General features: G+C 42.1%; 12 protein-coding genes. 9 read left to right on the top strand and 3 right to left on the bottom strand.

All coding sequences use genetic code 11. The features are described 5' to 3' along the window. Positions 1 to 41: 41 nt before the first annotated feature. From F8C76_RS08445 to F8C76_RS08405, 9 genes are all read left to right on the top strand, one after another. Positions 42 to 3,518: a SusC/RagA family TonB-linked outer membrane protein gene (locus tag F8C76_RS08445; protein ID WP_211372128.1), complete on the top strand. Its 3,477-nt coding sequence runs from the start codon at positions 42 to 44 to the stop codon at positions 3,516 to 3,518. A 10-nt stretch (positions 3,519 to 3,528) separates the two neighbouring features. Continuing rightward, a complete protein-coding gene (locus F8C76_RS08440; protein ID WP_152131275.1) occupies positions 3,529 to 5,070 on the top strand; it encodes a SusD/RagB family nutrient-binding outer membrane lipoprotein in 1,542 nt (513 codons plus the stop codon). Between the two features lie 100 nt (positions 5,071 to 5,170). Then, positions 5,171 to 6,472 (top strand): glycerate kinase type-2 family protein, encoded by a 1,302-nt coding sequence (locus F8C76_RS08435; RefSeq protein WP_152131274.1) that lies wholly within the window; start codon positions 5,171 to 5,173, stop codon positions 6,470 to 6,472. A 380-nt stretch (positions 6,473 to 6,852) separates the two neighbouring features. Next, a complete protein-coding gene (locus F8C76_RS08430) occupies positions 6,853 to 7,626 on the top strand; it encodes an HpcH/HpaI aldolase family protein (protein WP_152131273.1) in 774 nt (257 codons plus the stop codon). A 3-nt stretch (positions 7,627 to 7,629) separates the two neighbouring features. Beyond that, positions 7,630 to 9,075 carry a GntP family permease gene (locus tag F8C76_RS08425; protein WP_152131272.1) on the top strand — a complete coding sequence of 482 codons (1,446 nt, stop codon included), beginning with the start codon at positions 7,630 to 7,632 and terminating at the stop codon, positions 9,073 to 9,075. Positions 9,076 to 9,127: 52 nt separating this feature from the next. Further along, positions 9,128 to 10,000: a 2-hydroxy-3-oxopropionate reductase gene (locus F8C76_RS08420; RefSeq protein WP_152131271.1), complete on the top strand. Its 873-nt coding sequence runs from the start codon at positions 9,128 to 9,130 to the stop codon at positions 9,998 to 10,000. Between the two features lie 30 nt (positions 10,001 to 10,030). Then, positions 10,031 to 11,314, top strand: coding sequence for an enolase C-terminal domain-like protein (locus F8C76_RS08415; RefSeq protein ID WP_152131270.1), 1,284 nt, complete (start codon positions 10,031 to 10,033; stop codon positions 11,312 to 11,314). 65 nt (positions 11,315 to 11,379) lie between these two features. Next, a complete protein-coding gene (locus F8C76_RS08410) occupies positions 11,380 to 12,552 on the top strand; it encodes a mannonate dehydratase (RefSeq protein ID WP_152131269.1) in 1,173 nt (390 codons plus the stop codon). Positions 12,553 to 12,821: 269 nt separating this feature from the next. Further along, positions 12,822 to 13,448: an RNA polymerase sigma factor gene (locus tag F8C76_RS08405; protein WP_152131268.1), complete on the top strand. Its 627-nt coding sequence runs from the start codon at positions 12,822 to 12,824 to the stop codon at positions 13,446 to 13,448. 357 nt (positions 13,449 to 13,805) lie between these two features. Here the strand turns inward: F8C76_RS08405 and F8C76_RS08400 are convergent, their stop codons facing one another. Genes F8C76_RS08400 through F8C76_RS08390 form a run of 3 tightly spaced genes read right to left on the bottom strand, consistent with a single transcriptional unit; the run spans position 13,806 to position 15,269 of the window. Next, positions 13,806 to 14,744: a HipA domain-containing protein gene (locus F8C76_RS08400; protein WP_152131267.1), complete on the bottom strand. Its 939-nt coding sequence runs from the start codon at positions 14,742 to 14,744 to the stop codon at positions 13,806 to 13,808. Beyond that, complete coding sequence (locus tag F8C76_RS08395) at positions 14,741 to 15,055, bottom strand: HipA N-terminal domain-containing protein (protein WP_152131266.1); 315 nt, start codon at positions 15,053 to 15,055, stop codon at positions 14,741 to 14,743. Before F8C76_RS08395 ends, F8C76_RS08400 begins: the two co-directional genes overlap by 4 nt. Continuing rightward, positions 15,027 to 15,269 (bottom strand): helix-turn-helix transcriptional regulator, encoded by a 243-nt coding sequence (locus tag F8C76_RS08390; protein WP_129653157.1) that lies wholly within the window; start codon positions 15,267 to 15,269, stop codon positions 15,027 to 15,029. The genes F8C76_RS08395 and F8C76_RS08390 overlap by 29 nt, the downstream gene beginning before the upstream one ends. Positions 15,270 to 15,377: the final 108 nt, after the last annotated feature.

The following is a 15,377-nucleotide window of genomic DNA, read 5'->3' as shown; positions in this document are numbered from 1 at the left end:
ATTATCTAAATCTTGAATAAAATCAACTAAAACTTTAAAAAATGGAAACAACTTCATTGGACATGGAAGCCTTAGGGAAGGTGACCTTTCCGCGATTTAATCTCGGTTTAAAAAAGAAATTCGCTTGCCTTCTTTTTTTGATGGGCCTTTATCATTTGAATGCCGGGCCAAGCGATTCTGTGGAAACAAAGCTGTACTTGGACTTTACAGGGGCCCCGTTGATAGAGGTCATTCATAAAATTGAGTCAGAAACGGAATTTAAGTTTTTTTACAGCAAGAAAGAACTGGATTTAAATCATAAAGTTAATATCAAGGTAAACGGGCTGGACATAAAGGAGACCCTGAAAATATTGTTTCTAAATGAAAAGATTGATTTTAAAATCATAAAGGAGCAAATACTATTACGCCCAAAAACCACATCGGCATTGACTCCCAATGGAGTGGGTCTGGAAAATCAAAAAGAGGATGAACAAATAACGGTATCGGGAACCATCAATGATGTCAATGGGGCCCCTTTGCCGGGGACAAGTATTTTGGTGAAGAACACCACCATAGGTGTGACTTCGGATTTTGACGGTAACTACTCTATTGAGGTTCCGGAGCAGAATGCGGTGTTGGTGTTCAGCTATATCGGGTTTGTTACCAAGGAAGTGCTTGTGGATGGGCGTTCAACCATAAATGTGGTTCTGGAGGAAAATGCACAGGCATTGGGCGAAGTAGTGGTTACGGCGCTAGGGATAGAGCGGGACAAGAAATCTCTGGGTTATGCAACCAGCAAGGTGGATTCTGAGGATTTTACCGTGAATAGGACCCCTAATTTTATGGATGCATTGGGTGGTAAGGTAGCTGGAGTAAACATTTCAAGTCTGGGTACCGGTCCTCAGGGCAGCTCCAAGATACGCATACGGGGAGTCTCTTCATTTGGAAATTCCAATTCTCCATTGATCGTTGTGAATGGCGTTCCCATCAGTAACATATCCTATGGTGTGGATACCGACAACGGTGAAGTAGGAAGTAACCGGAACTCCGATGGCGGGGATGGACTCAGTAGTATTAACCCCGATGATATTGAAAACATGACCATTCTAAAGGGCGCTGCTGCATCCGCATTATATGGGTCCAGGGCCAAGGATGGTGTAATAATGATCACAACAAAGAGTGGACAGAACGTTGATGGAGGGGTTGAGGTTACATGGAATTCAATCTACACAAATGGAACCCCTCTTGACTTTACGGATTATCAGTATGAGTACGGACAGGGTGAAGGCGGTCAGCGTCCAAATTCCCCGTTCCCAACTTCAGGGGTCTGGAGTTTTGGGGAAAAGGTTGGGGGCACTCAAATTTTGTTTGACGGTTTGGAGGTGCCATACGAACCACAACGAAATAAAATAAAGGATTATTATAGAAATAGCTCGTCTTTGACAAATACCATTTCGGTGGCTTCCGGGGGGCAGAATGGAGGGTTTAATTTTTCCGCTTCCAATATGGATGCACAAGCCATATTGCCAGGTTCTGAATACAATAGAAGGACCGTTAATATTGGTTTTACCCAAAGGCTCAAAAAGTTCACAGTTTCCGGGAACATGAATTATTCCAATGAGATTCGTACAAATCCACCTAATGTGGCCGAACAGGATTATAGCCCTGTCGTAATTTATACCATATCCTCAACCATGCCACTGGATCTGTTGAAAGAGTATAGTAGCGATGAGAATGGCGATGAGGTTTCATGGTCCAGGTTTACCAATAGGACAAACCCTTATTTCGCCCTCAAACGGTTTGAGAACAACAAGCGCGATCGGGTGTATGGAAATGTGACCACAAAATTTGACATCACCGATTGGCTCTTTGTACAAGGGCGGATTGGTCAGGATTATTATATCCGGGATGTGGAATATAATTTACCCACTGGGTCACGGCGGCAGGCTGCACCACCCCCCGGGTTTTTCAATGGTGAGTATGTACAGGATCAAAGACGTTTTAGGGAGCTGAACGCGGACTTCTTGGTCAATGCCAGTAAAAGTTTTGGAAAATTTGGTACTTCACTTAATTTGGGAGGGAACCATATGTATACCCAATCCGATGTAAATACCATTTTAGGACAGAATTTTTACACAAGAGATCTATATACAATAGGGAATGCCAGTACCGTATCCCCAAATTATAGGCTTACCAAAAGGAAGGTCAACTCACTGTATGGCTCCGCGGAGCTTTCTTATGGAGGATTCTTATACTTGAACGGAACCTTGAGAAATGATTGGTTTTCCACACTTTCACCGGATAACAGAAGTATTCTCTATCCTTCAATTACGGGTAGTTTTGTGTTTACCCAAGCGCTTAAGGGATTGCCGGAATGGCTTTCTTTTGGGAAAATTAGGCTTGCCTACGCTCAAGTGGGTAGCGATACGGACGTGGCGCCGTACTCCAACAATCTTTTTTATACGGTAAACCCACTCCAACTTTCAAATCTGCCATTGGGCAGTATAAATACCAATACCGTTCCAAATCCAAACTTAAAGCCCATGAGTGTCACGGAGAAGGAATTTGGTTTGGAACTGATCCTCTTCAATAATTTAAGACTGGAAGGTTCATATTACCACAAACTCTCTTCCGATCAGATTCTTAGTGCACAGACCTCAATCGCTTCTGGTTATTCAACAAGATTGATCAATGTTGGGGAGAGTGAAAACAAAGGTGTGGAGATGTTGGCATCCGCTGATGTGATAAAGACGGCCAATTTCACTTGGAACAGTTCGGTAAATGCATCATACAATACCTCAGAGGTGTTGAGTTTGGGTGACAGTGTGGACGACAATTATATAACTGTTGGAAATTCACAATTTCATGGGGAATTGAGACAGGTCGTGGGTAGGCCAATGTCGCAATTGTATGGTTATGGATGGCTTAGGGATGACCAAGGAAATATAGTTATCGACCCCAATACGGGACTTCGTCTAAGATCTGAGGAACAGCTTGAATTTGGAAGTGCATTGCCCACATGGTTTGGTGGATTCACAAATAGCTTTAAATACAAGAACCTTACCCTCTCTTTTTTGATAGACTTTAAACTGGGGCATAAAATGATCTCCGGAACCCATATGAATGCCTATAGGCATGGATTGGACAAGGCGACCCTTGTTGGGAGAGATCAAGGATTTGTTATCGGTGAAGGGGTAAATCCAGACGGAAGTGTAAATACCACACCTGCCGAAATACAACCCTATTATGAAGTGGTACGGAGCTATAGGGCATCGGAACAATCCGTGTTCAATGCGGGATCTTGGCAGCTAAGACAAGTGTCTGTCGGATATGATTTGAGCTCATATGTTGAACGGGTCAAATTTATCAAGGGACTTAAGCTTTTCCTGACCGCAAACAATGTGGCAGTGCTCAAAAAATGGGTGCCGCATATACACCCTGACCAGAACGGTAGTATTGGCGACAATTTTGCAGGCCTGGAAGCAACTGGTCTACCTGTAACCCGGGATATTGGATTTAACGTTAATATGAAATTTTAATACAAAGGCCATGAAGAATTCAACTAAATATACATTCATTACTTTCCTTATAGTTTTGTTATTTGTTTCATGTGACAAAGACTTCGATGAGTTGAATACGGACAAAGTCCGGTTAACGGAAATAGATCCCACGCTCCAACTTAACCATGCCATTGTTAACAGCGCGCCCGGTTATGGCAACAATCTTACGTACCAAGTAACCATTGTAAGACAGATGGCCACGCCGGTGCCTGGTGTTGGCGCTGGTGCAAATTTTAACTTGGACAACCCTTCTCAGACAGAGGTCCTTTGGAATCTTGGATATGGAGATGTCATCAAGAATCTTACAGATGGTATTTATGCCATTGCGGATGATCCCACCAAGACCAATTTGCTTTCTATGTTGAGGATCTATCGCGCCCATCAATTCATGATTTTAACGGACACTTATGGGTATATCCCTTATTTTGATGCTTCCAAAGGCTTTTTGGAAGGCAATTCTTTTCCTGAATATGTTTCTCAAGAATTGATCTATGATGATATACTAAGTGAGCTGGAAAGTGCATCGGGCACACTTGATCCTTCTAAGGATGCTGTGAACCAGGAGGTCCTTTACAGTCGAAATGGCAATAACATACAAGCATGGAAGAAATTTGGGTATTCATTGATGTTGAGGGCGGCAATGAGATTAACCAAAGTGAATCCGTCTAAAGCCCAGGAATATGTGGTAAAGGCCATTACGGGAGGTGTCTTTACTTCCAATCTTGACAATGCTTTGATACGACACGATGCAAATTTTAGAAACCCTTTGGGAACCCCATTGAATGGAGGGCAATCCGCGTTCTATTACCTGGATAAGGAGTTTGTAAATTATTTACAGGACAACAATGATCCCAGGTTGGATGCCATAGCGGTTAGGTATGTAGGTGCCCAGTCCGGAAATGATCAGGTTGAACAGAATGCCGATCGGGATCCGGCCAATCAGATAGGGATTCCGCAAGGGTATAACAATACCACCATTGTACCAATTGCAGAAGCGGATGGAGTAGCAAGTTACTACGCCTATAGTCAGTTGGACAAGACCAGGTTGGGAAGCCCGGACGCTCCTACTTTTATCCTGACCTACTCGCAAACATTATTGTTGTATGCCGAAGCGGTTGTAAGGAATTGGGTTTCTGGTGATGCAAGTGCCTTATATCAGGAGGCTATAAGGGCCAATATGGAGCAATTTTCTGACTGGCCGGGAAACACAACCATTCCTGATGATGAGATTGATGATTACCTCGTCAGCCACGACTTAACGCTGGGCAATGAACTGGAACAAATTAATACACAGTATTGGGTGTCTACATTTCTTAATGGCTCTGAAAGTTGGGCAAACTTCAGAAGAAGCGGTTATCCAATGTTGGAACCCAATCCTTTTGGGGGTAGCGATTTAACAACAGAGGACTTTATTAGAAGATTGACCTACCCGGACAGCGAGACCACTGTGAACTCCCAAAACATGAATGACGCTATAGGTGAGCAAGGCCCGGATATCCTCGATACCAGGATTTGGTGGGATATAGAATAGTCAGGATCAAATCAAGATGATAAGGTCATCCCCGAAATTGTGGAAGCAACAGGAATGACCTTTTCTTGACCATTTATGACGCATTTCAATACCCCGGACAATGGATAAAAAACAAGAGATCATTGAAATATTCTCAGCAGGGCTGGAAGGGGCAAACCCAGAAAAACTGGTATATAAGAATATTGTACTGCTGGGGGATCAACTAAAAATCGGGGAGGTTTTCATTGAACTATCCAAAATTAGGCATGTTCATGTGGTTGGTTTTGGAAAGGCAAGTGCCTTAATGGCTCGAGCCTTGGAAACCATTTTGGGTAATAGAATCGAGAAAAGCTGTGTAATCACCAAATATGGACATGGTCTGGCTTTAAAACAAGTCAAGATTGTTGAAGCCGGTCATCCTTTGCCCGATAAAAATGGAGTGTTGGCTACTGATGAGATTTTCTCAATTGTAAAAAATGCCAGGGAAGATGACCTGGTCATTTGTTTAATATCCGGAGGAGGGTCGGCACTTTTTACAGATATCCCGGAAGGAAGCAGCATAGAGGATTTAATGGCCTTGAACACATTGCTTTTAAAGGTTGGTGCAAGTATTGAGGAAATAAACTGCATTCGAAAACATCTGTCCAAGGTTAAGGGAGGACTGTTGTCCAAAGTGGCGTATCCGGCCAGGGTGTTCAGTCTTATCTTGTCCGATGTGATTGGGAATTCACCCAGTACCATAGCTTCTGGACCAACAGCTCCCGATCCAACAACCTTTAAGGATGCCGTTTCCATTCTGAACAAGTACGGAATCGCTGATAAGGTGCCTGTTCAATTGTACAAGATTCTTCAACAAGGTCTTGACAAAAAAAGGGAAGAGACACTAAAGGAATCGGATGAGGTATTTCGTAGAACAACAAATCTGATTATCGGCAGCAACAAAATGGCATTGGAAAGAGCCAAAGAAAGGGCAATGGCATTGGGTTATACATCCCTTGTGGTAAAGGATGATTTTAGCGAAGATGTGACACAGGTAGCAGAATCCATTCTTGAAGAAGCCAAGAAGGTAAATACTATAAAAACATGTTTGCTTTTTGGAGGTGAGCCCACAGTTGTGGTCACTGGGGATGGTTTGGGAGGTAGGAACCAACATTTAGCCTTGATAATGTCGGTTTTATTGAAGGATTATCCAAATATAACGATGATGTCTGGCGGAACAGATGGAACTGATGGACCAACGGATGCTGTAGGCGCTGTGGTAGACTCAACAACAGTGGAGCACGCAGAAGCATTAGGTGTGGACATCAATAAACACATCAATGATTTTGATTCGTATCACTTTTTTAAAAAAGAGGGAGGATGGATCAGGACAGGCCCCACACAGACAAACGTAATGGATATAATGATTACGCTTATCAATTGAATGGTCTGGACCATTTTGGCGATTGTTCTCTTTCTGTTTTTGATGATAAAAATGGAATGGGACATCTTCATTGATGCCTTTTAGGTATTAAGGGTCTGTAAGTGTTTTATGGACAGCTAAATAATATGGTCGGGAACTGTATCTGATTTGCAAACTGGATTTGAATTGGATGTATGACGCAGGATTTATAAAAAAGAATAAAATCATGGGGTAAAAACAAAAAATCTTACTCTTTATAAAAAATATTGTCATTAACATAATTTTAAGTACTAATAAAAACATAAACAATAAAAAATTAACATTTAATTGATCGGGTGCTTAATTTCATAAAAAAGAGGACAAAAACATATTGATGCTAACAAAGGCTAATAGGACTAAATATGAAGAATTTAAAAAAGAGACTTCTGAAAGGTGAAGTTTTGAACGGGTGTTGGTTGAATCTAGGAAGCTCCTTGACCGCTGAGATCATTGGACAAGCCGGGTTCGATTGGGTTTTGATAGACCTGGAACATGGGAGCGGAAATGAGAAGGATGCCATCTCGCAGTTACAAGCTTTGGAGTCAAGTAAAGCAGGTGTTGTCATTCGTGTTGAAAGCAATGATAAGAGGCGCATCCAGAGAGCGCTTGATATTGGGGCGGAAGGAGTTATGGTACCTCAAGTAAAAGACAGTTCCGATGTAAGAACGGCTATTAATGGGATATACTATTCCCCGGATGGGGAAAGGGGAGTGGCCAAAATGGTCAGGGCAACCGGCTTTGGAGGTAATTTTAATGCATACAGGGAAGGAACCAAGGAAAACATTTTGGGCATATTTCAAATTGAAACCAAGGAAGCCTTGGACAATGTCGAGGAAATTGCAGGTATGGACGGTGTCGATATTTTGTTTGTTGGACCTTCTGATCTTACCATGTCTCTGGGAATTTTTGGTCAACTGGAGCACCCAGATTATATGGCCGCCATCAATAGGATAATAGCAGCGGCCAAAAAGGCGGATAAGATTGCGGGAATATTATTGTTTGACCCCAATGATTATCAACACTTTTATGATATGGGGGTCAGGTTTTTCGCCTGTGGTTCAGATGCAGGTTTTGTGGTCCAGGGAGCAAAACAGATGGCAAAGGCTCTCAATTCCCATAAAAATGCAAATCAATAGTATATGGAGCCATTAAGTTTCTGGGTAGACCCTTTATTTATTCTTCTAGTAGGTATAATCATTGTCGTGGGTGGAATAATAGGCCTTAGGTTACATGCTTTCATTGCATTGCTGATTGCCGCATTCGTAGTGGCCTTTTTAACACCTGCTTCCGCCGTCGAGGCTTTTGCATTGAGTAAGGGCGTATCCGGTAAAATGGCGATTGAAATGTCCCATTGGCATATAGGAAAAAGAATTTCCATCGCTTTGGGCGAAACATGCGGAAAAATTGGGATTCTCATCGCAATGGCGGCTATCATTGGAAAATGTATGTTGGATAGTGGTGCAGCGGAAAAAATAATACGTTCACTAATTAAGTTCACAGGTCTGGAGAAAGCCCCCATGGCATTTTTGGGGGGTAGCTTTTTTCTGGGTATACCGGTTTTCTTTGATACGGTCTTTTATCTCATGATACCCTTGGCAAAAGCAATGGCCAATAAGTTGGGAAAAAATTATCTGTTATTGATACTTGCCGTTACGGCAGGAGCGGCCATGGCAAACTCTTTGGTGCCACCAACTCCCGGTCCCTTGTTCCTGATAAGTGAAATGAACATTCCCATTGGCATGATGATGCTGGGAGGTACCCTAGTGGGGCTTCTGACCATTATCACAGGGTATATGTACGCAGTATGGGCAAATCGAAAATGGCCAGTACCACTCCGGGATTCTGTTGATGCTCCCTTAAAGGACATCAAAGAGCTGTCCTTGCAATCGGACTCACATTTACCGAGTTTATGGCTGTCTTTGCTGCCCGTATTGATTCCGCTGGTCTTCATTACCCTGAAGGCTATTATGGATACATTTATAAATGTCGGTAACGCTACAAGCTTCCCTATAAAGCTAATTCATTTTTTTGGCGAAAAGAACACGGCATTGATTGCTGGGGCATTGGCGGGATTAATTTTGGTTTTCCTTCAAAAGAAGAAAGATAAGTCTGCCTTGGTAAAGGCTATTCAGACAGCCTTGATGAGTGGCGGGGTCATTATTTTGATCACTGCTGCTGGTGGAGCCTTTGGGGCAATGCTCCAACAGACTGGTATAAGCGGCCGAATAGGGGCTTTGACCCAGGGTTTTCATATGGCAATAATACCACTGGCCTTTTTCATTTCACTGGTGGTGAGAACCGCTCAAGGTTCGGCCACTGTAGCTATGATAACAGCATCCGGAATTTTGGCGGGTATGGCAGGGACAATGGATTTGGGATACCATCAATTGTATGTGGGACTTGCCATTGCATGTGGTTCAAAGATATTTCCTTGGATGAATGATAGCGGATTTTGGATTGTGTGCAAAATGAGCAATCTGACGGAAAAAGAAGTTTTGAGAACATTTTCACCAATGTTGACCATAATGGGGTTCACTGGGTTGGTGGTCATATTGATCGCCGCTCAAATATGGCCATTGGTATAGCTCCATATTGTATAAAAGAAGAACACGTGATATTAACTTAAGATAATATAAAATGAAAAAAATAGGATTTATTGGATTGGGAATCATGGGAAAACCAATGGCCTTGAACCTTATTAAAGCAGGCTATTCGGTTTCAGTATTGGAAAAAAGCGGGGCTGCCAAGGAAATGGTGGAGGCTGGAGCGAAATCCTATACATCATGCAGTACGTTGGCCCAAGACAGCGATGTGATCATTACCATGTTGCCGGATTCGCCCGAAGTGGAGAAGATGGTTCTTGGGGAAGACGGGATCATTGAAGGGGTCAAACCAGGGACAATCTTCGTAGATATGTCCACAATAGCCCCGGCAACGGCATTGAAGATATACCAAGCATTTCAAGATAAGAATGTTCAGGCGTTGGATGCCCCGGTGTCCGGAGGACAAGTGGGAGCTGAAAATGCGACCATCTCCATTATGGTAGGTGGAAACGAAGATGCGTTCAATGAAGTTCTTCCCATTTTCAATGTAATGGGTAAAAGTGCGGTTTTGATTGGTGGAGCTGGAGCAGGACAAACTACAAAGGCTTGCAATCAGATCATTGTGGGAATGACCATTCAAGCAGTGGCTGAGGCTTTTGCCCTGGCCAACAAAGCAGGGGTTGACCTAGCTAAGATGAGGGAAGCCTTGTTGGGGGGATTTGCGCAGAGCAGGATTCTTGATCTACATGGCCAACGAATCATAGACAACAATTTTAAACCAGGTTTTAAGATCAAACTGCATCGAAAGGATATGAATATTGCCTTACAGACAGGCAGGGAATTCTCCGTTCCGTTGTTTGGGAGTGCCCAGGTGGCAGCAAACATGGATGCTATCATAGCCCAAGGAAATGGGGAACTGGACCATAGTAGTCTATACCTGTTATTGGCCTCTTTGTCAGGTCTATAAAACACACATTAGATAAGAGTCAAAATAAAAATGAGAATAACCGACCTGATTTCCACGCAAATTGCCATAGGTGACCCACCGCTTCTCAATGCGGCGGGGTTACATGCACCTTATGCATTGAGAATCATTGTTGAAGTAGTCACGGATCAGGGATTTGTTGGGTTGAGTGAGATTCCGGGTAGCGATAGGACCTATAAAGCCATGGAAGAATTGAAACCCCATCTTATCGGTATGGATGTATTTCAATTCAACGCCATTAAGAACTTGATTCGGGAAAAGCTGGGTGGCGTTGAGGATTCAAGGGGTGAAACACCTTGGGACCAGCGGTTGTTGGTACATCTGTTCAGCGCCATTGAGGTGGCCTGCTTGGATTGTATTGGAAAAAAACTGAACAAACCGGTTGTTGATCTTTTAGGAGGTAGGTCAAGGGAAAAAGTTCCGTTTTCGGCCTACTTGTTCTACAAATATGAAGGTGCAGGTGGAGATTTGGGATTTGAGGTGGATCATGATCAGTCCGGATGGTTGAAGGCTCGGCAAGAGGAGGCATTGTCCCCAAAACAGATCGTGTCCCAAGCAAGGGCAATGTGTGAAGAATTTGGTTTTCAGTCCATAAAATTGAAGGGAGGGGTAAAGCCCCCGGAAGAGGAATATGAATGCATCTTGGCTCTCCGGGAAGAGTTTGGACCAAATGTTCCTTTGCGGTTGGATCCCAATGCCCTATGGTCCTTGAAAACGGCCACAAAATATGGCAAAAAACTGGAGGGTTTACTGGAATACTTTGAAGACCCGGTAAGGGGACAGGAAGAAATGGGGCAGTTGGCGAAGAGAATCAATATTCCTCTGGCAACCAATATGTGCACCACGTCATTTGAGGACATTCCCCAAAGTATAGCCCTGGAATCGGAGCGGATTATTTTGTCAGACCACCATTTTTGGGGAGGATTAAGGGCATGCATCGAACTGAACAGAATCTGCCATACCCTTGGAAGAGGATTTTCCATGCACTCCAATAGTCACGTAGGTATTTCCATGGCGGCCATGGTGCATTTGGGTGCTGCCGTGCCACACCTTGATTATGCTTTGGATACCCACTATCCATGGCAAGTTGATGAAGTAATAAAAGGGGGTAAGATAAAAATTGAAAATGGATTTGTGGATGTACTGGAAGGACCGGGACTTGGAGTAGAGTTGGATAGGGACCAATTACAGAGATTGCATCAACAATTCTTGAACAGCGGTCTAAAAGAGCGGAATGATGAAATTGAAATGAAAAAGGTTGATCCCCAATGGGAGTTTAAACTTCAAAGATGGTAGGCTGGTGCACCCGATAAATAGGCAAAATTTAGATAATAAAACTATTCAAATTAAAATTAGAACAAATGAAAGATTTCCAAAATTTAGATCGAAGAAATGCTCTCGCAACCATGGTTAAGGGAGGATTAGGGTTAAGCTCTGTTGGATTTGTCACTTCGGCTTGTGGGCGGTCAGGGAATGCTTCCGACAGTCAAAATGAGATGGCAAAGGCCGAGGAGGTGGATAAAAAACCGTTTCTGATGAAATTGGGGTGCCAACACGGAGGTACCGGTAAGCAGAATTTGGAATTCTTGGCAAGGTACGGGGTATTCAATATGGATGGGGGTTCACCAAAATTTATTGAAGGTGTTGGATGGGACCTAGATGATAGCTTGGCAAAAAGGGAAGCCTGTGAAAAGTATGGAATAAGCTTGGATGCCTACCACCTTCCCCTTTCATCAGCAGGGGTTGATAGGGTTAGGACCCCAAATATAATGTTGGGAAAAAACCCAGAAAGGGACAGGGAAATAGAGATGATTCAGCAAATGATAACTGTCGCTGCAAAAACTGGGGTTAGAATACTGATGTACAATACAATTTTACTGCCAATACTTAGAACGCATGATCAACTTGATGCAACACGGGGCAACAGTTATTACAGAAGTTGGAACTATGAACAGGCCATGGCAAAAAATGAGGGGCTCACTAGCGCGGGAAGGGTAGATGTTGATGAGATGTTCGAGCGCATCACATATTTTCTGGATAGGGTTTTGCCTGTTGCGGACGAATATGGGATAAAACTTGCCAACCATATTGCCGATCCACCTACTTCCGTAAATTATAGGGGCATAACAAGATGGAACAGCCCAGATGTATTCAAGGGAATTCAACGTTTTGCCGAGTTGTACGACAGTCCCAACCATGGTTTCAACCTGTGTCTGGGCACTACAGCTGAAGGCTTAAAAGACCCGAAGACCGAAATCTTGCCCATTATTAAATGGGTCGGTGAGCGGAACCAAATTTTCAATATACACCTTCGAAACATAAAAGGTGGCTTTAATGATTTTGAAGAGGTTTACCCGGACAATGGTGATATGGACTTCTTTGAGATCATAAAGGCATTGAGGGATGTTGGTTACAACGAAATGGTAATGCCCGATCATGTGCCACATCATGAAGATCCTGCAAGTGGCCTCCAAAGTCATGCGTATGCATTTGGGTACATAAAGGCGTTAATGCAGATTGTGGAGAGGTCTTAGATTCTGAAAATCAATTTAGTGATTGTTTTTTAGAGGATTGACTCTATGGGATAAGTAAAGAAAAAAAGGTCTATTTATTGAACCAGGTCAGTAAATGCAAAAGTAGGTTTGCCTCTATGCTTTCAGCTGGTTTAAATGGCGGTAAGCGGTTACATATAACTTACTTCATTCACATATGAATGATTGGTTTTTCTGGATCAATACAGCGTTAAGGATGATTTTATAATTGATAGGACAATGCAAATCAGTTGGTAAATAATTATGTTGATATGAAATTGGGGATACATAATTTATTTGTTGAAAAAAAGGATGACGTCATACTCAACGGTAAGGACTCCAATAACGTAGAGATTGATGAAGTACGACTTTGGGAAGAATTCCAATCCGGAAGCGAGGTCGCCTATTCCATGATCTATACGCAATATGTGGGAATGATGTATAACTATGGAATGAAGTTGATACGGGATGAAGAATTGGTCAAAGACTGTGTGCAAGACTTGTTCGTTGAATTGTTCAATGCCAAGCATAGGTTGGGGAAGGTACGTTCCATAAAATCCTATTTATTTAAATCCATAAGAAGAAAATTGATTTTTGAATGTAAAAAAAGAAGAATTCAGCGTACAGATTTTGGTTCCAAACAGGTTTATAAGAATCAAGTGACTCCATCATTTGAAAGAAGTCTAATAGAGAAACAGATTTTTGACGATCAAAGACAAAAGGTCTTATTGGCCATGGGAAAATTAACGGATAGACAAAGGGAGGTCATTCATCTGAAATTCTATGCCCTTTTAAGTTATAGTGAAATTTCTGAAGTAATGTCCTTGAGCATCAAAGGGACCTATAAGCTTATGGCAAGATCAATAAGTTCGCTTAAAAGCTATATAGGAAAAATGTAATCCGTAAGCGGGCAGTTTCAAACACGATTTAAAAGTGGCGACATAACGGCCGGAAGCCAATGTGTTGGAGGCCCAATACAATCCTCTCCTTAAACTTTTTTGTAAACGGAAACTTGTGGTCGTTCTTTTTCAGGAGATTCCGAATCAAATAAAATAAAAAAACCTGTAAATCAGTAATTTACAGGTTTAATGTTTTTTTTTTGATGGTGTTTCAGTGGAGCCGGAGGCTCCAGAACCTATAGCTCAAAACCCTAATAAATAAGGGATTTTCGGCCTTTCAAAATTTTATGCTCACCGAATAGGTGACTTTACATAAATGAAGGGACTGTTTACTTAGAACTGTACTTAATTCTAAACCTATTTGATTCGATTTACCCTTTCTTCAATTAGAGTATTGAATTTCTTTTTTTGTTCTTCCTTTAAAAAGCTTTCATCAATTAAAGAGGGCCATTTTTTTGCTCCCGCTACCATTCTGCTCCAAAGGTTTTCCATTGCCTTTTGAGGAACGCGAGCTTTGGCCATTGCCATATCGAAATCTTCTTTTGAGATTTTTCTTTTTTTACCGTTCAAGGTCAAGGCCAACTCCTCAGGATCATCAGGTATCAATAATTGGGCTGAAATCATATCATAGGCAGGAGCCAAGGAGTAAGATTTTCCATTCTTTGCAATAAGAGAGAAGTTTTTAAGATGCATATCATTATTTCCCATCAAGAATGATGCAATGACTTGCTCATAAAATCGGACTACATCGAATAATGGGTTTTGTGAGTAGGCCATTATGGCTTTGGCAATCTGTTCGTAAGAACCTCTGTATTTATGTTCAGTGAGGCGTTCTGTAAACTGGCATGCGTCTTCCATGGCAAATTTGTTACTCTTTGCATCCCGATCTATTCTTCTGGTCAGATAGGCCAAATACCCATCTTTTAGTGGAATCAACAAAAAAGGTACCGTATCAATGCCACATGCCTGTGCCAACAACATCGATAATGCTTCCGTCTCAGGCATTTGAGGATATTCGGAAAAGGGTGGTTTTAAAATGTATCTTCCGTTCAAAGCGCCGACAATGGTCAGTCTGGAATTGTTTTCTTGGGTGAAGCCCAACGAAAGCTTGGGTTGAACCCCGGTTACAATGACGCGTTGGGCCACATTTTCTTTGGCCAGTTCCTCAATTTGTGAAAGTTCATAATCCAATGCAAGTACGGGCGTGTCTTCTTGCCAAAAGGACTTTAGGCAATCTGGGTGATATAGTTCCTCTTCAGGGGAAAGTTGTTTTTGACAGGCTAGACAGTTGCTCATTTTTCCAATACACTTATGTTGCCGATACAATCTTTACAGGTGGCCAATAAAAGCCCCATACGGTCCCGTGGATTTAGTTTCCAATTCTTTTGTGCAATTTCCAATAGCCAGCCTTCGGGTATCAATCCATCAAAAAAAGAAAACAAAAAATCTGAATGAAATGGTTTCTCTTGCAAGGGCAATGTCAGGGATACAGCAATGGGATTTTCTGATTTCAGATATTCATTGGAATAGGTAAAGTGATACCCTTCCTCATCTTCCATCAGGATTCCTGCCAAATTATTATCCACCCAAATTTCTCCTTGTCTCATCACTTATGGGTGTAGGGGTTAATTCATGTCCAAAGAATAAAAGTACCTGATTGATCTTATCCGTCATCAAGTTGGGTTTTCCTTGCTCCAATTCACGGACAAATCGTAGCCCAACTCCAGTGGTATCTGAAAGTTCAACTTGGGTCAAGTTAAGTGCTTTACGTCTTTTCCTGATAAATTGAGCTATGGGATTATTTCTATTCCAATCTTCCATAGATATACCTTAGCGGGTACAATATAGATAAAATAATTCAAATTATACCTTTTAGGGTATAAAACATGTTTTTTTTATAGTGATTATACCTTAAAGGGTATAAAAATA

It is taken from the genome of Flagellimonas olearia (genome assembly GCF_009184425.1).
GTDB classification, from domain to species: domain Bacteria; phylum Bacteroidota; class Bacteroidia; order Flavobacteriales; family Flavobacteriaceae; genus Flagellimonas; species Flagellimonas olearia.
The sequence above is the reverse complement of the archived record's forward strand: the minus strand, read 5'-3'. Positions and strand labels throughout refer to the sequence as shown.